Below are 23,097 nucleotides of genomic sequence, written 5' to 3'. Positions count from 1 at the left end.
TTCTCTATTATCATACTCATTTATATTATTTTTAATCACTTTAACCAACACCATAAATTCACATAACAACCATATTTTGTTTAGAATAAATCTTTCAGTATTAATTAAACTAAATATAGATGATAATTTAAGGAGGACAACCACATGATTTGTGCAGAAACATCTCTATATCCATTAAAGACAAACGACGCAACTTCGATAATAGATAATTCTATTATGACATTAAAGCAAAGTAATATAGAATATAATGTAGGTTCTATCAGTACACATATTCACGGAGATGAAGATGAAGTATGGAAAGGATTAAAAGCGCTATTTGATGAAGCCCAAAGGGGCGGAGAAGTAAATATGGTAGTTACAATATCCAATGCAGTACATTAATCACCATCTGTAAAATGAGAATATGATTAATGAAATTAAAAAAGGCGGATATTAAATCCGCCTTTTAAAAAGATTCCCAATGTAACACTTCTTGAAGACTCCTTTTATTGACAGTCTTCTGCTCATTAGAATATCCTAAAGACACAAGAGAAATTAAAGTATATTCTTCAGGTACATTTAAAATATCTGAAATCCGATCACTGTATGGCTTCTGATAGCCTGCTACCCAACAAGACGATATACCATGGGCTTTTGCTGCTACCAACATATTCTGTGTCGCAGCACAGCCGTCTTCAACCTTATATTTAGCAGTATTCTTACAAAAAACTGCTATACATGCATTAGCACCTTCAATGAATTTCCCATTTTCAGTCGAATTAGCTATATCTTTTAATTTGCGTTTTTCTTTAATTGCTATGAATTCCCAAGGCTGTTCGTTTCTGGCACTTGCAGCAAATCTAGCGCAATCTACTATATCTTCAATAACATCCTTTGGAATATCTTTTTTTTGATATTTTCTTATGCTTCTTCTCTCTTTTATTGCAGTAATCGCCTTCATTCTCTAACCTCCCTAATAAATCCTAGCACTAATATATATTACCCAAATAATACAATATAAACATAGTGTGTCAAATTTTTATATAAATCCTATAGCAATTAAAAAATATAAATATTTTTATAACTTAATCTTTGATATATAATCGTGTACATGTTCAAATAATAGACCTGCAATAAACCAAGCTGGAGCATAATCTAGCCTAATAAATCCATTAACAGAAAAGTTGGTATTGTTTGAATAATCCCATGGACAAACCCCTATGACCTGCTGTATAAGCCAACCTGATACATATTCGATAACTAAAATCACTCCCATCCATAAAATTCCTCTGCTTATCCACGGGTGTCTTCGTATCCTGTTATGTATAGGTTCTAAAAAAACTGCACTCCCATACACCGGTAGCATCCATAAATATGTATGGCTTGCAAGTGTCCAATTTCCTCTTAATAATGAACCCATACCAGTCCATACAATCTCCACCAACCATCCTAATATTCCGTATAAAAAAAATTTCCACAGCATATTATTATTTTGTACCTATACATTAAATATATGTTGTAATTATTTTGACATAATAACCTTACATTTCCACCATACCAGTATATTTTAACATCCCATACCTATAATCCTATTTTTTAAGTTTCAAATCTAAAACTTTTCCTCCTAGATAATTGAATTTTTTGCCTTGATAAGTATCTTTTTGTAACATCTTTTCAATTATCAAATCTTTGATTTTCCACCAACTTGTATTCCAGTTTGCAAACAAAGTTTCTTGTTCGGGGGCTCTTCCTATAAGCCTTTGAACTACTATATCAGGGGCCAAATATTCCAGAAAAGTTACAACCCTGTTTATATAATCATCCATACTGCTTATATTTATATCACCGTTCAAATACATGTTCCCTATAACGGTGTTTTTTAAAATATATAAAGAATGAAGTTTTACTTGGTCAACCCTCATTGCAGAAACCAGCTTTGCACTCTCAATAACATCATCCATATCATCCCAGGGTAAATTCAGAATAAGATGGGCACATACTTGGACACCATATTTTTTAGCATTTATGACTGTATCAATAAATTCTGCAAGTGTATGCCCTCTATTTACCTTTCTTAGTGTATGATAATTAGCTGTCTGCAGTCCTAACTCCAAAACTATATCCTTATTATATTTCTTATTTATATCTTTAAACATATTAAAATATTGTTCATTTATACTATCTGGTCTTGTTGAAATATAGATAGCTACCACATCGCTTATACAGACCTCTTCAATATAGGAGGCAAACCTCTGGGGCTCCATATATGTATTTGTATAATTCTGAAAATATGCTATGAACTTGTTAGCACTATATCTTCTTCCAATATATTCTATATTGGTCATTAATTGTTGGCTGACAGGAATACTGTTTGATAAGCTTTCAAAACCCGCTCCTTGGTCGCCACAAAAAATACACCCTCCATACCCTATGCATCCATCTCTATTAGGACATGAAACGGGAATATTTATCGGTATTTTATAAACTTTTTCTCCGTACCTTTTTTTAAGATACTTTGAATAAATATTATATCTATCTTGCATACTTAATCCTTCTTATCGACTAAATTTTTATTGTGATTTCCACAGGATTTTTGCCCATATGTGCATTTATTAAATTATATTCTATAGACATGGAATAAAAACTGGTATAAAAGGTAAGTGAATTCCCATAGACCTCCTTTTCATACCAGTTTTTTTATTTAGCCTTTAAACATTTAAAAAATCCGGCACTTCTTCCGGATCAGCATTTATTACGATTATGAAGTCCACTGTGAATTTTTTTGATAGCTTTTTCAAACCATCAAAAAATCCTTTTAAATCCTTTAAGTCTTCGCTTACGATATTTATTAGCCCATCTATGAATATCTTTCTTACGTCATAATTAGCAGATATTATACCACAAATAAAACCATAAAACTCTTTAGAATCATTAATGTCAAACTCTTTGGTATTAATAAACCTTACATTATAATTCAAGTCATAAATATGACGACTATCATCATCTAAGTAAATAATACCTCCATCACACTTATCAACAGATGTATTGGCCATCTCTATAAGTTTTTTGGTTTTGCCTATACCTTTTTTCCCTAAAAAAACCTTAACCAATGATATCCCTCCTCATGGCTTTGTTTAGCTAAAATACTGATTATATTGAAGAAAATGTACGAATTTTTCAATATGTATTCTTGCCTATATTTTTTACTTTTTTTATGGGAATATTAGCTACCAATGTCTGTACTGGTGTATCATCTTCCCTTATTGTCCTTGTGAACTTAACATTCATGTCTTTCTCCTCTACTTCCATATAGTTAGATATCACATCTACAATATCCCCTTTAAGCATTTCGAGAAATTTCGGAGAAACGTTAGATCTGTCATTCACCAGTACCATTTTTAATCTTTCTTTTGCTATATCCTTACTAGTTGACTGTTCTTTCGAAAAGAATTTAAATAAGTCCAGCAAACCATTTTCCCCCTTAATATTAGTAAAGTACTGCTTATGCCCTAATGCCGAAAATCTTTTTCAATTTTGATAAAAATCCTTCTTCTACTTCCATATTCATTATAGGAACTTCTTCTCCCACTATTCTTTTAGAAATATTCCTATAAGCCTCTGATGCCATCGATTTATCATCAATAATCACTGGTTCTCCCCGGTTTGTGGAAATAACAATCTTTTCATCATCAGGAATAACGCCCAAAAGATCAATACCTAAAATATCAATAGTATCATCTATATTCATCATGTCTCCTCGTTTTACCATATCGACTTTTAATCTGTTTATTATCAATTTAGGGTTAAATATCTCATTTGCAGACAATAATCCTATTATCCTGTCTGCATCCCTCACAGAAGATACCTCTGGAACCGTTACAACTACAGCATTATCTGCCCCAGCTATGGCATTTTTAAACCCTTGTTCTATGCCTGCAGGACAATCAACAATAATATAGTCAAACCTCTCCTTTAATTCGTCACATAGTTTTTTCATCTGTTCAGGGCTAATAGCTGTTTTATCCCTAGTCTGTGCTGCAGCTAGCAGAAAAAGACTTTCGAATCTTTTGTCTTTTATCAACGCTTGTTTTAGCCTACAAACACCCTCTACTACATCTACAAGATCATAAACTATCCTGTTCTCAAGTCCCATCACTACATCTAGATTTCTAAGCCCAATATCCGCATCTACCAGCACAACACTTTTACCTAAAAGCGCTAATCCTGCGCCAATATTAGCAGTTGTTGTAGTCTTACCTACTCCACCTTTTCCGGAAGTTATCACAATTACCTCACCCATATACTATTCCTCCTATGCTTTGCTCGGATGTGTACAAATTTTCCAGCTTTGATATGATTCAATTACTAGTGCACCATCTTCATTGATATATGCAATTTCAGGACAATCAGGTTTTACAGATAAATTACTATTATCCGGACATCGAGCTATCACATTTGAAATCCTGAGCTGAGTAGGCTGTAAATAATATGCAGCAACAAAACAATCCCTATTCCCATCAACCCCTGCATGGGCAATTCCCCTAAAGAGGCCCATTATCATTATATTGCCACTAGCAATTATTTCGCCTCCAGGATTTACATCGCCTATTACTACAATATTACCATCAAAACTTATTCTCTGTCCGTTTCTTATAGTTCCTCTAATTATCTTCACTTTTCCTTCTTCAAAAACGTCTTTCCTGTCCCTGACTGGTGCAATGGAGTTTTCTCCCTCCTGATCCCCCATCCTTTCGATATCATGCTGTTTTAATATCTTTAAATTTGCAACGCCGGTATTTTTATTTATTATATCTTCAACCTCTTTAATCTCATTATCATTTAAATCTCTTCCATCTAGGCCTAGAACAACATTGGCACCATCAAAAAAATCCCCTGATGCTCTTAATTTTTCTGTTAATTCATATTTTATCACATCAAATGTATACATTTTGCTCATCTTAACTAAAATGCCATGTTTAGTTCCTTTAAAAATGACAGCGTCTTTTGACATAATCAGCTATAAACCCCCATAATTTTAACTATATAAATTACTATATTCTCTAACAAATAGCTAAATCCTTCATTTTTTGAAAAATTTATGATTATCTGTTTAGGCCATTATAAATTAACTCATTCGTCTCATTATCATCTATCTTCAAATATTCTTTAAATATTTCTACTGCTATGTCAGCAGAGTACCCTCCTGTATCGCCTCCTGGAATAATAATAGCAACTGCTATCTGTGGGTCCTCATAAGGTGCAAATGCAACAAAAACAGAGTGATTTTCTTTTCCTTTAATATATTGAGCTGTTCCTGTCTTTGCTCCCACATTAAAGGGCAAATCTTTAAAGTAAGTAGATGCAGTACCTCCCGGCTGAGTAACCATCCACATTCCTTCCTTTATTGCTTCAAGATATTTATCATCTACATTTAGTTCCTCAGTCACTTCAGGTTGGACCATTTTCCTCTGGCCATTTTTATCAACTATTTCTTTTACAAGATGTACCTTGTATCTCTTTCCACCATTAACAATAGTTGCAACATAGTTAGCTAGCTGAACAGGCGTAAAATTATGATCCCCTTGACCAATAGAAGCACTCAAAGTATTAGTGGGAGGCCAATATGACCAATTAGCCCACCTGAATACTATATTGAAAACATCATCAAGCTGACTATCAGTTAAGCCGAGTTCCTTAAGTTTAGCTCTTACATGCCCCCAATGAGGGGTCTTAATCATATCATCTATGATTTGTTGGTTTCCCTCTTTATCAACATCAATATATTTCTTTAAAGCATTATTGATCACAGATTTTGCATATGGAGTTCTGTGCTGGGGCCCATCAACGTTACCCGATACCTCCCCTGATAGCTCTATTCCGGTGTTTTGCCCTAGTCCATACTTTTTAGCGTATTCCGCAATCTTTTCTATGCCTACTCTATCACCTATCTCGTAAAAATAATAGTTGCATGAATCACGAATTGCATCCTTTACATTTTCATACCCGTGTGTTCTCCTGTATGAGTTCCATAACCAGCATCCAGGAGCATGGGTTCTAGAATATTTCGTATACGACCCTTTGGTAAGAATCTTATCATTTACACCTATAGCACCTTCCTGAAGTGCAGCAGTTGCAGTTACCATTTTAAACGTAGAACCAGGTGGAAAAGCTCCTGATATTGCATTATTTACCATTGGCCTAGGCAATGTCGGGTCTATTCTATCATATTCCGGATTTAATGCCTTCCAATCTTCTGTGCTTATGCCTGTTGCAAATAAATTAGGATCATAATTCGGGTAACTTGCCATTGCAAGTACTCCTCCGGTATTTACATCTATTGCAACAACCGACCCTATATCTACAGGAAACTTTACTCCTGGCTTAAAAGGCAGCTCCCCATTTTTCATCTGATCTATTCTCATCTTTAAAGTCTTTTCTGCAACTTCCTGCAATTTTTTATCAATAGTAAGAACTACATCTTTGCCTGCAATAGGAGGTTCTTTATCCAGCTCTTTATGAATCCTGCCGATATTATTCACATACACCCATTTTTTACCTTTAGTTCCTGCTAATTCGTCTTCTAAAACCCCCTCTAATCCTGTTATTCCAATCATATCGCTGGAAACATTATATCCTTTTTCCTGATATTCATCTGATTGATTAGCCGGTATTTTGCCTATATACCCTAATATATGACAGGCTAGTGTATTATATGGGTAATACCTTATGGGTTTATATACAACATTAATCCCAGGAAGCTCCAAGGCCTTGGTTTCAAGCATAGCTACAGACTCCTGACTTATATCTAGTGCAATTTCCACCGGAATATAGCTCCTATAATATCCATGGCTATCAATTAAGCTTCTTATCTCTATAATCTTAAGAGCATCCCTATCGTTCAATTTATTATCTATATTATATTTCTTTCTATATTTGTCCAATACCTGCTTTGCAGTATAATCCGATCTAATCCCATTCTGTTTCTTCCATCGCATTTCCTCTTCTTCGCTCTGTTCTTCATCCCTAGACCGAAATTCAAAAAATACTTGACCATCTTTATCTTTTATCTCTAAAGGGAAATCATCAATATATTCATCCCCATTATATTCCAATATACTTGCAACCTTTAAAACAATTTCATTTATATTATCGTCAGTTTTTTTGTTCCTGATCATCTGTACAGTAAAACTAGGGCGATTGTCTGCTAGGACTATCCCATTTGCATCCAATATTTTCCCCCTCGGTGCCGGCTGCTCTACCACTCTCATCTTCTCATTTTCTGATAACTTTTTATAGTACTCCCCCTTGGTTATCTGCATATCAGCCAGCTGAAATACTAATTGAAGAAATAGAATTATTACAACTATAATCAATATATTATGTTTATTAAAAAACTTTTTTATCTTCAATGTAACCACCTTAAATAGCAGATTGTCCTTCTTAAAAAGTCAGGGGCAAATCCCTGACTTCTCTGAAAGCTAAGATTTTCTATAATACCATTTCTTACCCATAAATTTTAACTTGTGCAATTTTAAAATCCAATAATATATAAAAATAGAAAGGATACTATTGTACACAGCTTCAGGAAATAACTTGTTGATAAATATCACATTAAACTCAATTTGAAACCTAGCAAAAAAGGTATAGATAAAAGTTAATATTCCTAAAGCTATAGTAGAAATAAAGGTTATTATAACAGGTACAATCAAAGAATCCCTATATACCTTTTCATGAGCAAAACCAATTGAATAACCTAAAAGCATATAAATCAATGCATTTACTCCTATTATATCTGAAAAAAATATATCATGTGCAAACCCTCCGATTAATCCCATGATTGCCCCTGTTAAACTTCCATCCAAAATTGCGAATGAAACAAGCATTATAATAAAAGTATTTGGCTTTACTCCCCCTATTTCGATATAGTCAAACACAGTGGTTTGAAGAATAAAATCCGCTATCATTATCAAACCAGTAACTATAAACCTCATATTTTTTCCCCTTTTTACTCTATTGCATCAATTTTAGGTATTTCGCTTTTTACCACTAGTACTTCTTCTATTCTTAAAAAATCAACCTCTGGCTTTAATATTGCATACTTTAATAATTCATCTTGTTCTTTTACAATCTCCTGTATTTCTCCAATAACTATCCCTTTAGGTATTATCCCGCCTATTCCAGATGTAATAACCTTATCCCCCACAACTATATCCGATTCTATCGGAAGATACACCATCTTGCACAATCCATCTCCAGCATCCAAAAAATTGTTCCCTCTTACCACACCATTATCTCTAGTTCTCTCTATCACTCCGGATACTGAACTCCTAGCATCTATTATAGTAAGAACCTTAGAAAAATCATTGCCTGCTTCGACCACTCTTCCTACCAATCCATCCTTATTTACAACTGCCATATCCACATCTATACCGTCATTGGTACCTTTATTGATTACAAACACGTTGAACCAATTACCTGGGTTTTTCCCCACCACTCTTGCAGCAGCAACAGGATGAGATTTATTATCATCTTTAAATTCCAACAACTCTCTCAGCCTTTTATTCTCCTGTTCTAAATTGCCAGCTTCTCTGTCTATACTTTCCAACTCTTCTACTTTTTCCTTAAGTATCCTATTCTCTTCCGCCAATTCTTTTTTCGTATGAAAGCTAGTAAAAAAATCATATATGCTACCACTTACCTGGTACATAACACCCTGCACAGGAGTAAGCACTTTCCCTATCCAATCCTCAAACATACTAGTGGTCCCCGTTTGAGTTGAACTATAGCCTATTAAAAAAAGAAGAAAGATTGTAATAAGAATTATAGAAATAAGTTGCTTATTCTTAAAGAATTGGGGCAAATTCATCACCCCTCCTAACCAATGTTTCTACCAGTGATTAAAACTCTTTTTAACGTATCCAATTCTTCCAATACTTTTCCAGTACCCAGAGCTACACAGTCTAGAGGATATTCTGATATGTTGACCGGCATTCCAGTTTCGCTTTTTACTAAAGCATCAAATCCGTTTAAAAGAGCCCCTCCCCCTGTGAGCATTATTCCTCTATCCATAATATCCGCTGCAAGTTCGGGAGGAGTTTTTTCAAGAGTTAACTTTATTGCATCCACTATCCTAGTCACCGGCTCGTTTAATGCAGCCATAACTTCTTCTGATGTTATAGTCAACGTTTTAGGAAGTCCAGTAACCAAGTCTCTTCCTCTTATATCCAACGATACCTGTTGTTCTATCTGATAGGCTGAACCTATTTTCATCTTTATTTCCTCGGAGGTTCTCTCTCCTATCATCAAGTTATAATTCTTTTTAATATAGTAAACGATAGCTTCATCCATATCGTCTCCCCCAACTCTCAAGGACATGCTAGTGACAATCCCTCCCAGCGAAATAATGGCTACCTCGCTTGTACCTCCTCCTATATCAACTACCATACTCCCTGTTGGCTCATGTACAGGAAGTTCTGCACCAATAGCTGCAGCCATCGGTTCTTCTATTAAAAAGGCATCTCTTGCACCGGCCTGCCTGGTTGCTTCTTCTACTGCCCTTTTTTCCACTTCAGTGACTCCAGAAGGCACACATACTACTACTCGTGGAGGGATAGGAAACTTCCTCGGACTAGCCTTTCTTATAAAATATTTTAGCATCTCCTGTGTTATATCAAAATCAGCAATAACACCATCTTTCATAGGTCTTATTGCAATTATATTCCCCGGCGTTCTACCTATCATCTTTTTGGCCTCTTGCCCTACTGCAAGAACTTCCCTGGTATTATCATTTCTTATAGCTACAACAGAAGGCTCCCTTACTGCTATACCTTTCCCTCTGACATGCACCAGGGTATTAGCTGTACCGAGATCTATCCCTAGATCTCTAGAAAACACGTTTAACAGACCCATACTTTATTTGCTCCTTCCAATATTAATACGTTTTTTACATTAACTCTTTTTGTTTTAAACTTATAAATATTCCATCTCCAATTATTATATGGTCTAATACCTCTATCCCTAAAATTTTACCTGCTTCAACAATCCTCTTGGTTACCTTGATATCTGCTGAACTTGGCTTAGGATCACCGCTAGGATGATTATGAGCTAATATTATAGACGCACATCCAACTTTTATAGGATTGCTAAACACTTCTCTAGGATGTGCTATAGAAGTATTTATGTTGCCAATTGAAACGCTCTCTATACCCATTACCTGATTTTTGATGTTTAACTCAATTACTTTAAAATGCTCCTTTTTAAGGTGGCGCATTTCACCCATCAGCAAGTTAGCTGCATCTCTAGGGGTGGTGATGCTGTATCTTTCTTCAGTGCCCATAGAAGATATTCTTCTCCCTAACTCTATTGAGGCTTTAATCTGTGATGCTTTTGCCAAGCCAATACCTGGATTTGTACTGAGTTCTTCTACCGTAGCATCGATAAGGTATCTCAAACCGCCTTCCTTGGCAAGCAATTTATGAGCCAGTGTAATAGCGGATTGATTTTTTGTCCCTGTCCTTAAAAGTATAGCCAACAATTCTCCATCAGATAAAGCCTTAACACCATATTTAAGAAGTCTTTCTCTAGGTCTTTCGCCTTTAGGCATTTCTCTTATTGTAAGATTATACTGTTTACTGCCCATATAATATCACCTATTTCATGAGTAGTTATGACAGCATATCAATGCCAAATTTCTTCAACATATCATATAGTTTTGATACAGGTAGACCAACTACATTAAAGTAACAGCCATCTATTTTTTCGACAATGACAGAACCATAACCTTGTATTGCATATGAACCAGCTTTATCAAATACCTTTTCTTTGTTTAGATATTTTATTATCTGTGAATCAGATAATGTCTTTATCTTTACTTTTGTTTTCTGGTAATCAACTATTGTTCGACCTGTATCACTATCTATCAAGGCAACGCCTGTGATTACATTATGATATCTTCCTTGTAACATTTTTATCATATTATAGGCATCCTCTATACTATCAGGTTTACCTAAAATTTTGCCATCTGCTACAACAATTGTATCTGCTCCAATGACAATCCCTGGCATATCGCCTGTATCAATAACTCTCTTCGCCTTCCTTAAGGCTAGATCCATAACAATTTGTTCAGGCGAATCTATGCAATTTAAAGTTTCATCAATATCACTGGGCACCACAATAACATCCATCCCTAGCTCTTTAAGTATTTCTACTCTCCTTGGCGATTTTGACGCAAGTATTATCTGATGCATATTTCTATGACCTTAAATAACTGATGATGGCAAAAAGCATGCCTATAATGCTTCCAAAATTCACATTGAATAAAATACCAAAGGTAAACTCTAGCACCTTCAAGTCAATTACCAATGGGCTCTTCATGCCTATAGGATAGTTGAAATTAAATAAATCAAAATAATTTCCCAAAATATCTCCTATTACTCCCCCTATTATTATGCCTGATAATATTAATATAAACAAAACCCATGGATTTCTACTCGCTCTACTTCTCATAAATGCTGCCTCCTCTTATATTACCATATTTATTATTTCAATTTAAATACAAAAATAGAGGCTGACCAGTATTTGTATTTTATTTTTACCATAATCTTTCAAGAACATACATCCAGAGCAGTGAAACTTTAAGTGACTAAATAAACCCCTTATAAACTGGTTAGTACAAGCCTCACATATTTAAGTATAGCATTTCTAGCAGTAAAAACAATAGAATTTTTTCAATAATTTATAACAAAGATTTATCATTTATTTAATAAAAAGGATACTGCTTATTAGTATCCTTTTTATTTCATACTTATGGCATCTTTAGGACATCTTACTTCACACTGTCCACAACCAACGCATTTATCTTCCAACACCTTATGAGGCTGCTTTTTTTCGCCTTCAATAGCATCAAATTTACACTCTTTTTTGCATAAAGTACAGCCTATACATTTATCTTCATCTATATTAGCCACTCTTCTTTTTGCAAACTCTGCATGGATTGCACCTGTAGGACATTTCTCTGCACATACCATACAGTTAGTACATTTTTCATAATCTATATGAGCAAGATTGTCATCAAAACTTATTGCATCAAACTTGCATTCCCTTACACATATCCTACAACCGATACAGCCTACCTGACAATTTTGTTTTACTGTCTTTCCTCTATCTTCAGATTTGCAATAAACCTGCACTCGGCTTGTTTCAGGAACCAGTTCAATCAATCCCTTCGGGCATTCATCAATGCATTTGCCACAACCGATACACTTATTTTGATCCACTACTGCAATCCCATTCACTATGCTTATTGCATTAAAATTACATGCTTTAACACATGATCCTAATCCTAAACATCCATATTGACAGGATTTGCTACCTCCGGCTAATTGTACTGCAGCATTGCAATCCTGTAATCCGATATATATATATTTATCTTTGCTCTTTTGGCAATCCCCACTGCATAAGACTTTAGCGTATTTCCTTACTTGTTCTGTATCACAATCTATTCCCAATACTTGGGCAATCTTATTAGAAACATCCGGTCCTCCGGCTGTACACCCGGTCAAAGGTGCTTCTCTGTTCACCACTGCTTCTGCAAAAGCATCACAACCGGCAAAACCACATGCTCCACAATTAGCTCCGGGCAATATTTCTCTTGTTTTGGCTATTCTCTCATCTACTTGAACTGCAAATTTTTTGGATGCAAGTGCCAATACTACTCCGAAAAATACACCTAGTCCACCCATACTCACTACTGCAATTAATAGTATATTATTATTCATCTTTCCACCTCCAACTATCCTCGCATATCTATTACATTGCTATCAATCCGGAAAAACCCATAAAAGCCATGGCTAATATACCTGCAATCAATAACGTAATTCCCACTCCCTTTAAACATTCCGGTACATCGGCAAACTCTAATTGTTCTCGAATGCCTGCCATCATTGTAATAGCCAATGTAAATCCAATACCCCCTCCAAATCCAAACACAGTGCTTTCAATGAGAGTATAACCCTTGGTAGCAGAAATCAATGCAAGTCCTAAAATTGCACAATTTGTAGTTATCAAAGGTAAAAATATCCCCAGTGCTTGATATAAGGACGGACTGCTCTTTTTTATCACCATCTCCACCAATTGAACCAGCGAAGCAATAATCAATATAAATGCAACATACTGTAAAAATTTTTCCATACCGAACTTTTCAAGTATATATTTTTGTACAATCCAAGTTACTGGTGCAGACAAAGTCATTACAAAAGTCGTTGCTATTCCCATACTAAAAGCAACATCGATCTTTTTAGATACTCCTAAGAAAGGACATGTTCCCAAAAACCTTGCCAGCACGAAATTGTTTACCAATATAGAACCTACGAATATCAATATCAGTTCTTTCACATTGCAACCCCCTTTCACCCATTATCTGCACTCATCTTTTCCCGAATTGTTTTTATTAGAAACATGATTCATTATTCCCATCAGTATACCTAAAGTGATAAACGCCCCAGGCGCTAAAACAAATATTATTATTGGGGTATATGCTTCTCCCATTATATTTATACCAAATACGCTTCCCATTCCCAGTATTTCTCTTATTATTCCTAGCACAGTCAAAGATGCGGTAAAACCCAAACCCATACCTAGTGCATCTGCTATGGAAAGCATCACAGTGTTCTTTGATGCAAATGCTTCTGCCCTTCCCAGTATAATACAGTTAACAACAATTAATGGTATAAATAAACCCAATACCTTATGCATATCCGGAAAATAAGCAGCCAATACCAAGTCAATAACAGTCACGAATGTTGCAACTATTATGATATAAGATGGTATCCTAACTTCGTCGGGTATCAAGTCCTTTATGGCAGCAATTATTATTTCTGAAAACAACAGGACGAAGGTAGTCGCAAGGCCCATTGCCAAACCGTTCATAGCTGCATTTGTAACAGCAAGTGTAGGACACATACCCAGCACCAGCCTGAAAGTGGGATTTTCTTTCCATAAGCCTTTTGTGAATTCTTTCCACATCCTCATTGATTGCCACCGCCCTTTTTATATTCTTCAAGTGCAATTTCTATATTATCTTTTAATGCTTTAGCTACAGCTTTAGAAGAAACAGTAGCACCTGTTATAGCATCCACATCTTCCTTAACCTGGTATTCATCAGACACCGGTTTATTTTTAAATTGATCAGTAAAAAAGCCTTCCGTTATTTTCGCACCTAATCCTGGTGTCTCTGCATGACTCAATATCGATACTCCGGTAAGGATCTCATCGTCAACATTCATACCTACCATTATACTTATATCACCTTGAAATCCCGCTTCCTGAGCAATAAAGGCTATACCAACAGTATCACCCGAATCATCATAACCTTGATACATTTCAATAGAGGCTCCATCAACCTCCTGATACTCCTTGGCATCGGGCAATACTTCAAAAATTGCCTCCTCCAGTCTGGCTTGAGCTACTTCTTCTATTTTAGGCTGTGTAAGGATAGATGTTTCTGCTAAAATAAACCCTGATAAAATGGAAATAATACCAAGTACAACTACTAACCTCAATATTCCTTTCATTGGCGCACCTCCCCATATATTCTGGAGCGGGTATATCTGTCAATTATGGGTGTCAAACCATTCATTAAAAGTATTGAAAACATCACGCCTTCAGGATAACCTCCATATACCCTTATTATAACTACTAAAACTCCTGCACCTATACCAAAGACAAACCTTCCTATTTTGGTCACAGGCGTTGTTACCATATCAGTTGCCATAAAAAATGCCCCAAATAACAATCCTCCGGCTAACAGGTGAAAGATTGGGTCCTGTCCAATTATAAGGGACAGTATAGCAACACTTGCTAAATAACCTACAGGTATCCTCCAGTCAGCATAACCTTTATAAATAAGATAAATTCCCCCTAAAATAATGGCTATTACAGAGGTCTCACCGATAGACCCACCTATATTACCGGTAAATAAATCAATATAACTTGTAGTAGCTCCTTCCATCTTTAGTAAATTCAACGGTGTCGCAGATGTAACACCATCTACAGGATTAATCCATGTAGTCATATGGACGGGAAAACTTATTATCAAAAATGCTCTCCCCACTAGGGCCGGGTTAAAAGGGTTACATCCCACTCCCCCAAAAACCTGCTTTCCCAGTCCGATTGCTACTACCGCCCCTAGAATAACCATCCACAACGGTAATCGGGGTGGTAAAGTCAAAGCCAAGAGAAGGCCGGTAACTACAGCACTTCCATCATCTATAGTCAGAGGTTTGTTTCTCAATTTTTGAAAGACAAACTCAGTCAATACACAAGCCAATATACTTGCCAGTATCATCCACACAGAATAAATACCAAAATAATATATGCCAGATATTACAGTAGGAATCAGTGCAGCGATCACACTATACATTATTTTGTTAACTGTAACATCTGTAGCTATGTGAGGAGAAGATGACACAATAAATTTCTGATCTTCCATTTTTCTCTATCCCTCCAAGCATTTATTTTTTGTTTCGCTTTTGCGCTATAATCTTTTGTTTTGCCATCCTGATATTGGGAAGCAGTGGCCTTCTTGCAGGACAAGTAAAAGAACAACTGCCGCACTCTATGCAGTCAAGCACATTTAATTTTTCTGCTTCATCAAGATTACCGATAGATATATAGTTAGAAATATTTATAGGCATCAATCCTACAGGACAAGCATCAACACACCTGGCACATCTGATGCATTGTTTGACTTGATGCTGCTTTGCTTCATCTTCAGTCAATACCAATATACCGGACGTACCTTTGATCACCGGAACATCGATTGAATATTGGGCTAACCCCATCATAGGCCCTCCCATGATAACTTTTGCAGGTGTTCCATTAAAACCACCACATTGCTCTATCACTTCCCTAAAGGTAACTCCTATTTTAACCAACATATTCTGCGGGTTTTTTACACCGTTACCTGTAACAGTAACAACCCGTTCTACCAGAGGCATACCTACATTTACTGCATTTGCTATTGCACATGCAGTACCAACGTTGGATACTATTACACCAACATCCATAGGCAACCCACCTGAAGGTACTTCTTTTCCAGTTATAGCCTTAATCAATTGTTTTTCAGCACCCTGAGGATATTTTGTCTTTAAAGTCACAACTGAAATGTCGGATCGATCAGCACATTTTTTTGTCAGTAATTTAATTGCATCTTTTTTATTGTCTTCTATAGCTATATAACCATGATCAACCCTTACAGTTTTCATTATCGCTTTAAGCCCGAATATAACATCATCAGGCTTTTCAAGCATAACTCTGTGATCGGCAGTTAAATACGGTTCGCATTCTGCACCATTTATAATAACAGTATCAATTTTCTTTTCAGGAGGTGGAGATAGTTTTACCTGAGTAGGAAATGTAGCTCCCCCCATCCCCACGATACCTGCCTCTCTTATAATTTGTCTTATCTCGTCAGGAGACAAATCTTCTAATGAGCTGACAGGACGAACTGATTCATCTATAGTTTCATTGCCATCAGATTCAATAACTATAGAATCTACCTCTTGTCCTAGAGGATATTCCCACTTTTTTATTTCCTTAACAATCCCTGATACACTGGAATGCACAGGAGCACTCACAAATCCCTTTGCTTCTCCTAACTTTTGACCAACTTTAACATATTGTCCCTTTTCCACGATAGGAATACAAGGTGCTCCAATATGCTGCTGCATAGGAATTACAAGAATGGAAGGTGTCTCTGCTTTTTTTATCTCTAAACTGCTAGTTCTAGATTTTCTATGAGGTGGATGGATACCACCACGAAAAGTTAATACACCATTCAATATATTTCACCTCACCTTTTATTGAAACCCTAAATATATTTGATGCTAAAAATAAAACAACATTGAATATGCACATAATTTATCATATTGATTATGCAAAATTAAATCATGTATAGATGAACTTCGGGGAAAACCAAACTGGCATTTCCTACATTCCATTCGTCAAGTGTTTTAGCTGAATATTCATGGGCATCCCGTATAAATTCCTGTCCATGTTTCAACTCAACCTTTGCTTAACAACACATTATCTATACAGCTTTAAAATTACCCCTAATAAGATATTATAACATGTTTTTTTATGATTATTTTATGTATTTTTATGGTATTTGAACTCATAAATACTAATTACAAGTAAAAAAATGCCGAATATTTTCCTAAGAACATTAGAACTTAAGTGAATAGCTATCTTTGAACCAATCAAGGCCCCTAATATACCAAATATCATCAAAAAAAAAGATAATTTAATCAAAACATTACCATTTTTTATATGAATCAATACAGCAATAATGGCAACCGGTATAAACGAAATAAGATTAATCCCCTGTGCAGTATGCTGTTCAACACCAACAATAAATATAAGGGCAGGTATTAATATTGTCCCGCCCCCTATACCCATAGCGGCAATTATACCACTAACAAGACCTATTATAAATAAAGCCATTAGAATATCATCCTTATGGCCGCTATAAACATAAAAACAGAAAAAATTTTTCTTAAATATTTAGCAGGCAATTTATTCATCAACCTAGCTCCTAAAAAACTCCCCAGCATACCTCCGGATACGATATATGTCAATAATTTATAATCAACTATTCCGTTGCTCAAATATATATAAGAACTGGCACAGGCTAGGGGTAATATCACCGACACAGCTGTTGCATGTGCATTGTGATCCTCTATTTTCAGCATAGAAGTCATTCCAGGCACTAATATCATGCCTCCTCCCGCGCCAAAAACCCCATTGCATATCCCTGATATGAACCCTATAAGTATAATCTTTATATAATACGCTCTCGTTTTCATATAGCTCCTTTATATTCGTAAGTAATTTATTTAATCAGTAACAAATATATTGTTTGTCATGATATAAAGATTATACATAATAAAGAGGTGCCAGAGACACCTCTTTATTTGCTATATGATATATTTTTCCCTCTTTTGGTATTTAGTATGAAGTAATTCATGAGCTTTATGGCTGTTAGGCTCACCAAAGTACTCATCATATATCTTTTTAATTTCTGGATTTTCATGGGATTTTCTGATAGGAAGATTTTCATCTTCTTCATATATAGCCTTTGCCCTAACCTTAGCAGGATCAATATCCATCTTTATCTTAGCATTTACTATAGGCTGCCCTCCACCATTTACGCATCCGCCAGGACATCCCATGACTTCTATGAAATGATAATCTTTTTCTCCGGATCTTACTTTCTCCAGTAATTCTTTAGCATTTTTAGTTCCATGAGCAACAGCTACATTTACATCTAAATCTCCAATTTTAACAGTTGCTTCCTTAACCCCTTTTAAACCCCTAACATCTTCAAAAGCAATATCCTTGAGCTCTTCACCTGTCAATACTTCACACACCGTTCTCAATGCCGCCTCCATAACACCACCTGTAGCACCGAAGATAACAGCTGCTCCAGTTGAGGCTCCTAATGGATGATCAAAATCTTCATCAGGCAATTTACCAAAATCCATCCTTGCTTCTTTTATCATCTTAGCCAACTCTCTTGTAGTAAGAACAACATCCACATCCGGATAACCTGTTCCACTCAACTCTGGTCTTTTAGCCTCAAACTTTTTAGCGGTGCAAGGCATTATAGAAACGACAAAAATATTTTCAGGATCTATTCCTTGTTTTTCCGCATAATAAGATTTCAATACAGCTCCCATCATCTCATGTGGAGATTTACAGGATGATAAGTTATCCAGAAAATCCGCAAAATAATGCTCACAATACTTTATCCATCCAGGGCTACACGATGTGATCATAGGCAACTTCCCACCACTTTTAATCCTATTGATCAGCTCTGTACCTTCTTCTAAAATAGTCAGGTCAGCTGCAAAGTTGGTATCTACAACTCGGTCAAAACCTAGCCTCCTCAAAGCAGACACCATCTTCCCTTTTACATTTGTACCTATGGGCATGCCAAACTCTTCCCCTAAAGCAACTCGTACGGCAGGAGCTGTCTGAACCACAACATGCTTGTTTTCATCAGCCAATGCATCCCAAACTAGGTCAGTATCGTCTTTTTCTCTCAAAGCACCTACAGGACACGCCTCTATGCACTGACCACAATTAATACATGGTACATCACCGATACTCTTTTTAAATACAGGCTCTACAATAGTATTGAAACCTCTTTCTGTAGCACCTATTACACCAATACCTTGAACATCCCTGCAAGTACTTATACATCTCCTACACAATATACATTTATTAGGATCTCTCACTATAGACGGTGAAAATTCATCTATAGGTCTATTCATAGATTCACCTTGGAATCTTATTTCTTTAACGTTCAACTCATCTGATAACTTTTGAAGTTCACAGTTTAAATTTCTGTCACAACTCAAACAACTTCTGTCGTGATTTGAAAGTATCAATTCCAATGTGACTTTTCTTGATTCTCTCACCTTTGGAGAATTGGTCTGTACTTCCATTCCATCAGTAGCTTTTAATACACAAGATGTCTGTAATGTTCTAGCACCTTTCACTTCAACAACACACATTCTACATGCGCCTATCTCGTTTACACCCTTTAAATAACACAATGTCGGGATATCAATACCGATACTCTTTGCCGCTTCCAACACAGTGGAACCCTTTGGGACTTCAACTTTTTGCCCATCTATAGTCAAGGTTACTTTTTCCATCTTTCACACTCCTTACTCTTTTTGAACAACTTACTTTCTAATTATTGCACCAAAAGGACATTTCTCCATACATGCCCCACATTTGATACATTTGTCTTGATCGATCTTATATGGCTTTTTCTTTTCACCCGAAATAGCTGTTACAGGACAGCTCCTTGCGCATAGGCCACACCCTCTACACTTATCTTCGATTATTTCATAGCTTAGCAGATTTGTGCAAACGCCTGCAGGACATTTCTTATCCTTTACATGAGCAATATATTCATCTCTAAAATATGTCAATGTGCTCAATACAGGGTTCGGTGCCGTCTGACCTAAACCGCATAGTGCTGATTGCTTAATATTATTAGCCAATATTTCCAAATTATCTATATCTTCCATAGTCCCATTGCCACTAGTAATCTTTTCCAATATTTCTAGCATCCTCTTTGTACCTATTCTGCAGGGAGGGCATTTCCCACAGGATTCATCAACGGTAAATTGCAAAAAGAACTTTGCTATGTCAACCATACAGTTATCTTCATCCATTATGATAAGTCCACCTGAACCCATCATGGAACCAACTTGAGCTAGAGATTCATAATCGATAGGAACATCCAGATTAGAAGCCGGTATACATCCTCCTGATGGTCCGCCGGTCTGTGCCGCCTTAAACTTCTTACCGTTAGGTATCCCTCCACCTACTTCATACACGATTTCTCTTAAAGTAGTTCCCATAGGTACTTCTACCAATCCTGTGTTGTTTATCTTTCCCCCAAGAGCAAATACCTTAGTTCCCTTGCTCTTTTCAGTACCTATCTTGGTAAACCATTCAGGTCCGTTAAGCAATATTTGAGGTATATTTGCAAATGTTTCAACATTGTTAATCAATGTAGGCTTACCAAACACACCTTCATTGGCTGGGAAAGGAGGTTTAGGCGTTGGTTCTCCCCTCTTACCTTCTATAGATGATATCAATGCCGTCTCTTCTCCGCAAACAAATGCACCGGCACCCAATCTAACTTCCAAATCAAAATCAAAACCTGAATCAAATATATTCTTGCCAAGTAGACCATATTCCTTTGCCTGATTTATTGCAATGTTCAACCTTTTAACTGCAATCGGATACTCAGCCCTTACATAAATAAAACCTTGGCTTGCATCTATACAATATCCGGCAATAGTCATCGCTTCTATAATAGCATGAGGATCTCCCTCTAATATACTTCTGTCCATAAAAGCACCTGGGTCACCTTCGTCGGCATTACATATTACATATTTTTCATCACCTTCAGCTTTTGCTGCAAATGACCACTTAAGCCCTGTAGGGAACCCGGCACCACCACGACCTCTCAATCCGGATTCTTTTAAAGTATCTATAACTTGTTCAGGTGTCATCTCGGTCACTGCCTTGGCAAGCGCTCTATATCCGTCAATCGCTATATATTCATCGATATCTTCAGGATCTATTAACCCGCACCCTTTAAGAGCAACCCTCATCTGTTTTTTATAAAACTCTACTTCTGAAAGTGATTTTATTATATCGTCTTTCACACTGTCATCATACAATAAATCTTTAACTATTCTGCCTTTCATTAGGTGCTCTTCTACTATTAATTTTACATCTTCTTCAGTGATTCTACTATAAAAGGCCCCTTCCGGATAAACAACTACAATAGGACCCACTTCACATAATCCAAAGCACCCTGTCCTTACAACTTTCACTTCTTTATCCAAATCATGTTTTTTTAGTTCACTATCAAATTTATCAGCGACCTTATCAGAACCTGAAGAAGTACATCCGGTTCCGCCACAAATCAATACATGTGATCGATACAACTCCATTGTATTACCTCCTCTACTGACATTTTTCTTTATTCATAACTTCCTATGGTAAATTCCTTCACAACTCTTCCATTAACGATATGCTCTGCTACCACCCTTGCAACTTTTTCAGGTGTCATCTCCACATATGTCACCTTTTCTTCTCCCGGAACAAACACCTCTACAATAGGCTCCAACCTGCACACGCCTATACATCCTGTCTGGGTTACTATAACATCCTGAAGCTTTCTTTTGCTTATCTCTTCCATGAATGCGTGTAATACAGGTCTTGCACCTGCTGCTATTCCACAAGTAGCCATCCCTACAACAACCCTAATGCCAGTTTGTCTATCTTTTCTCAAATTAACCTTTTCAAGAGTTCTATTTCTTATCTCTTCCAATTCTTTTATCGATTTCATTAAATTACACCTCCATACATTTTAGATATTCCTTCATCTATATAACCTTTTATCCACTGTATGACTTCAATATCCGATATAGGCACATCATCCCCCAATACTTCTCTTACACTTCTGGTATCGAATTGAAACTGTTCTTGATTGTAATAATGAATATATTCGAAATCAATATCGGGGTTAGTCATTATGAGCGAAACAATGGTGCCTGTGACATCGCCTAAAGGCGCCCTATCTATATGGTCATGGACAAATACAGCCCTCACAGCTGTACCCTTATCCAACTCGCTTTTCACTTCAAGACTTCCGTCACATCTTTCCGCAGCAGCTTTTAACAAAGGTAAACCCATCCCTACTTTTCTGGTACTCCGCATGGTAACAAAGGGATCGGTCACCCTACCCAACATTTCCTCGGGAATTCCTTTACCATTATCTACTACATCAATCACCATAATATTATCCTTGATATCCTCACGGATAGATATTTTTATAAGGTCTGCTCCGGCCTTTATTGAATTTTGTACTATGTCCAATATGTGTAAAGATATTTCTCTCATAAGAATCTTTATTGATATTGCTTTAAAATTTTAGGAATATCGTCTGGTACCAATCTGCCGTGTACGTCATCATTTATCATCATAACAGGGGCGAGTCCGCAAGCTCCCAAACACCTTGTAGCATCAAGGGTAAATTTGCCATCCTCTGTCGTTTGTCCAACTTTAATACCTAATTCGCTTTCAACTCTCTCCACGACCTTCTGCGCACCTCTTACATAGCAAGCGGTACCAAGACAAATTCCAATCTGGTATTTGCCTTTAGGCTGAAGAGTAAATTGGGCATAAAAAGTTGCTACACCGTATACGTCAGTTAACGGAATATTCAATTCCTCTGCAATATAGTTTTGAACTTCAAAGGGAAGATAACCAAAGATGTGCTGTGCTTCGTGCATAATAGGCATCAAATCTCCATTTTTTCCTTTATGCTGATCAATTACTTTTTTTAACTTTTTAAACTTATCCTGGTTCTCCTCGTTGATACACTGAGCCAAAATAATCCCCTCCCACAAATAATAATTAAAAATTTTAATAGATTTCTTGATTGATAATTTTTTATCAATGATTTGCCCAAATATCATTCTACCATAAAACAAAAAAAAATTCACTAAATTTATTATAATTTAG

28 protein-coding genes are annotated in these 23,097 nt (G+C 36.2%); 1 reads left to right on the top strand and 27 read right to left on the bottom strand.

Annotated features, from left to right (window positions below; translation table 11 throughout):
* Positions 1-144: 144 nt before the first annotated feature.
* Positions 145-381 carry a YkoF family thiamine/hydroxymethylpyrimidine-binding protein gene (locus tag PHP06_03545; GenBank protein ID MDD3839626.1) on the top strand — a complete coding sequence of 79 codons (237 nt, stop codon included), beginning with the start codon at positions 145-147 and terminating at the stop codon, positions 379-381.
* Between the two features lie 64 nt (positions 382-445).
* On the opposite strand, the gene PHP06_03540 is transcribed toward PHP06_03545, so the two are convergent.
* From PHP06_03540 to nuoE, 27 genes are all read right to left on the bottom strand, one after another.
* Positions 446-940, bottom strand: a complete 495-nt coding sequence (locus PHP06_03540; GenBank protein MDD3839625.1) for a nitroreductase family protein — start codon at positions 938-940, stop codon at positions 446-448.
* 117 nt (positions 941-1,057) lie between these two features.
* On the bottom strand, positions 1,058-1,462 hold the full coding sequence (locus PHP06_03535; GenBank protein ID MDD3839624.1) for a hypothetical protein: 405 nt from the start codon (positions 1,460-1,462) through the stop codon (positions 1,058-1,060).
* A 106-nt stretch (positions 1,463-1,568) separates the two neighbouring features.
* Entirely contained in the window at positions 1,569-2,522 is a 954-nt protein-coding gene (locus PHP06_03530) for a TIGR01212 family radical SAM protein (GenBank protein MDD3839623.1), read from the bottom strand.
* 165 nt (positions 2,523-2,687) lie between these two features.
* Complete coding sequence (locus PHP06_03525) at positions 2,688-3,089, bottom strand: hypothetical protein (GenBank protein ID MDD3839622.1); 402 nt, start codon at positions 3,087-3,089, stop codon at positions 2,688-2,690.
* Positions 3,090-3,156: 67 nt separating this feature from the next.
* The gene (gene minE, locus PHP06_03520; protein ID MDD3839621.1) at positions 3,157-3,444 is read right to left on the bottom strand and encodes a cell division topological specificity factor MinE; all 288 of its coding nucleotides are present in this window, start codon (positions 3,442-3,444) and stop codon (positions 3,157-3,159) included.
* A gap of 37 nt (positions 3,445-3,481) precedes the next feature.
* Positions 3,482-4,279 carry a septum site-determining protein MinD gene (gene minD / locus PHP06_03515; protein MDD3839620.1) on the bottom strand — a complete coding sequence of 266 codons (798 nt, stop codon included), beginning with the start codon at positions 4,277-4,279 and terminating at the stop codon, positions 3,482-3,484.
* Positions 4,280-4,291: 12 nt separating this feature from the next.
* A complete protein-coding gene (minC, locus tag PHP06_03510; protein ID MDD3839619.1) occupies positions 4,292-4,990 on the bottom strand; it encodes a septum site-determining protein MinC in 699 nt (232 codons plus the stop codon).
* Between the two features lie 91 nt (positions 4,991-5,081).
* On the bottom strand, positions 5,082-7,388 hold the full coding sequence (locus PHP06_03505; protein ID MDD3839618.1) for a penicillin-binding protein 2: 2,307 nt from the start codon (positions 7,386-7,388) through the stop codon (positions 5,082-5,084).
* Positions 7,389-7,457: 69 nt separating this feature from the next.
* The gene (gene mreD, locus PHP06_03500) at positions 7,458-7,970 is read right to left on the bottom strand and encodes a rod shape-determining protein MreD (GenBank protein MDD3839617.1); all 513 of its coding nucleotides are present in this window, start codon (positions 7,968-7,970) and stop codon (positions 7,458-7,460) included.
* 14 nt (positions 7,971-7,984) lie between these two features.
* The gene (gene mreC, locus PHP06_03495) at positions 7,985-8,845 is read right to left on the bottom strand and encodes a rod shape-determining protein MreC (GenBank protein ID MDD3839616.1); all 861 of its coding nucleotides are present in this window, start codon (positions 8,843-8,845) and stop codon (positions 7,985-7,987) included.
* An 8-nt stretch (positions 8,846-8,853) separates the two neighbouring features.
* On the bottom strand, positions 8,854-9,888 hold the full coding sequence (locus PHP06_03490; GenBank protein MDD3839615.1) for a rod shape-determining protein: 1,035 nt from the start codon (positions 9,886-9,888) through the stop codon (positions 8,854-8,856).
* 34 nt (positions 9,889-9,922) lie between these two features.
* Positions 9,923-10,618, bottom strand: coding sequence for a DNA repair protein RadC (gene radC, locus PHP06_03485; protein ID MDD3839614.1), 696 nt, complete (start codon positions 10,616-10,618; stop codon positions 9,923-9,925).
* 25 nt (positions 10,619-10,643) lie between these two features.
* Positions 10,644-11,225 (bottom strand): Maf family protein, encoded by a 582-nt coding sequence (locus PHP06_03480; protein ID MDD3839613.1) that lies wholly within the window; start codon positions 11,223-11,225, stop codon positions 10,644-10,646.
* Positions 11,226-11,229: 4 nt separating this feature from the next.
* On the bottom strand, positions 11,230-11,484 hold the full coding sequence (locus PHP06_03475; protein MDD3839612.1) for a DUF4321 domain-containing protein: 255 nt from the start codon (positions 11,482-11,484) through the stop codon (positions 11,230-11,232).
* A gap of 287 nt (positions 11,485-11,771) precedes the next feature.
* On the bottom strand, positions 11,772-12,755 hold the full coding sequence (locus tag PHP06_03470) for an RnfABCDGE type electron transport complex subunit B (protein MDD3839611.1): 984 nt from the start codon (positions 12,753-12,755) through the stop codon (positions 11,772-11,774).
* A gap of 31 nt (positions 12,756-12,786) precedes the next feature.
* Positions 12,787-13,371 (bottom strand): electron transport complex subunit RsxA, encoded by a 585-nt coding sequence (rsxA, locus tag PHP06_03465; GenBank protein ID MDD3839610.1) that lies wholly within the window; start codon positions 13,369-13,371, stop codon positions 12,787-12,789.
* 21 nt (positions 13,372-13,392) lie between these two features.
* On the bottom strand, positions 13,393-14,007 hold the full coding sequence (locus tag PHP06_03460) for an electron transport complex subunit E (GenBank protein ID MDD3839609.1): 615 nt from the start codon (positions 14,005-14,007) through the stop codon (positions 13,393-13,395).
* Complete coding sequence (locus PHP06_03455; protein ID MDD3839608.1) at positions 14,004-14,549, bottom strand: RnfABCDGE type electron transport complex subunit G; 546 nt, start codon at positions 14,547-14,549, stop codon at positions 14,004-14,006. Before PHP06_03455 ends, PHP06_03460 begins: the two co-directional genes overlap by 4 nt.
* Positions 14,546-15,466, bottom strand: coding sequence for an RnfABCDGE type electron transport complex subunit D (locus tag PHP06_03450; GenBank protein ID MDD3839607.1), 921 nt, complete (start codon positions 15,464-15,466; stop codon positions 14,546-14,548). Before PHP06_03450 ends, PHP06_03455 begins: the two co-directional genes overlap by 4 nt.
* A 22-nt stretch (positions 15,467-15,488) precedes the next feature.
* Entirely contained in the window at positions 15,489-16,817 is a 1,329-nt protein-coding gene (gene rsxC, locus PHP06_03445; protein MDD3839606.1) for an electron transport complex subunit RsxC, read from the bottom strand.
* Between the two features lie 307 nt (positions 16,818-17,124).
* On the bottom strand, positions 17,125-17,478 hold the full coding sequence (locus tag PHP06_03440) for a sulfite exporter TauE/SafE family protein (GenBank protein ID MDD3839605.1): 354 nt from the start codon (positions 17,476-17,478) through the stop codon (positions 17,125-17,127).
* The gene (locus tag PHP06_03435) at positions 17,478-17,840 is read right to left on the bottom strand and encodes a sulfite exporter TauE/SafE family protein (GenBank protein ID MDD3839604.1); all 363 of its coding nucleotides are present in this window, start codon (positions 17,838-17,840) and stop codon (positions 17,478-17,480) included. The genes PHP06_03440 and PHP06_03435 overlap by 1 nt, the downstream gene beginning before the upstream one ends.
* Positions 17,841-17,951: 111 nt before the next feature.
* Positions 17,952-19,697 (bottom strand): NADH-dependent [FeFe] hydrogenase, group A6, encoded by a 1,746-nt coding sequence (locus PHP06_03430; GenBank protein MDD3839603.1) that lies wholly within the window; start codon positions 19,695-19,697, stop codon positions 17,952-17,954.
* A 30-nt stretch (positions 19,698-19,727) separates the two neighbouring features.
* The gene (gene nuoF / locus PHP06_03425; protein MDD3839602.1) at positions 19,728-21,521 is read right to left on the bottom strand and encodes an NADH-quinone oxidoreductase subunit NuoF; all 1,794 of its coding nucleotides are present in this window, start codon (positions 21,519-21,521) and stop codon (positions 19,728-19,730) included.
* Between the two features lie 29 nt (positions 21,522-21,550).
* Positions 21,551-21,919 carry a (2Fe-2S) ferredoxin domain-containing protein gene (locus PHP06_03420; protein ID MDD3839601.1) on the bottom strand — a complete coding sequence of 123 codons (369 nt, stop codon included), beginning with the start codon at positions 21,917-21,919 and terminating at the stop codon, positions 21,551-21,553.
* Entirely contained in the window at positions 21,919-22,473 is a 555-nt protein-coding gene (locus PHP06_03415) for an ATP-binding protein (GenBank protein MDD3839600.1), read from the bottom strand. The genes PHP06_03420 and PHP06_03415 overlap by 1 nt, the downstream gene beginning before the upstream one ends.
* 8 nt (positions 22,474-22,481) lie before the next feature.
* Positions 22,482-22,964, bottom strand: a complete 483-nt coding sequence (gene nuoE / locus PHP06_03410) for an NADH-quinone oxidoreductase subunit NuoE (GenBank protein ID MDD3839599.1) — start codon at positions 22,962-22,964, stop codon at positions 22,482-22,484.
* Positions 22,965-23,097 lie beyond the last annotated feature (133 nt).

Source organism: Clostridia bacterium (assembly GCA_028698525.1).
Lineage (GTDB): Bacteria > Bacillota > Clostridia > JAQVDB01 > JAQVDB01 > JAQVDB01.
Note: the sequence above shows the minus strand (reverse complement) of the source record. Positions and strands in the feature narration are given on the sequence as shown.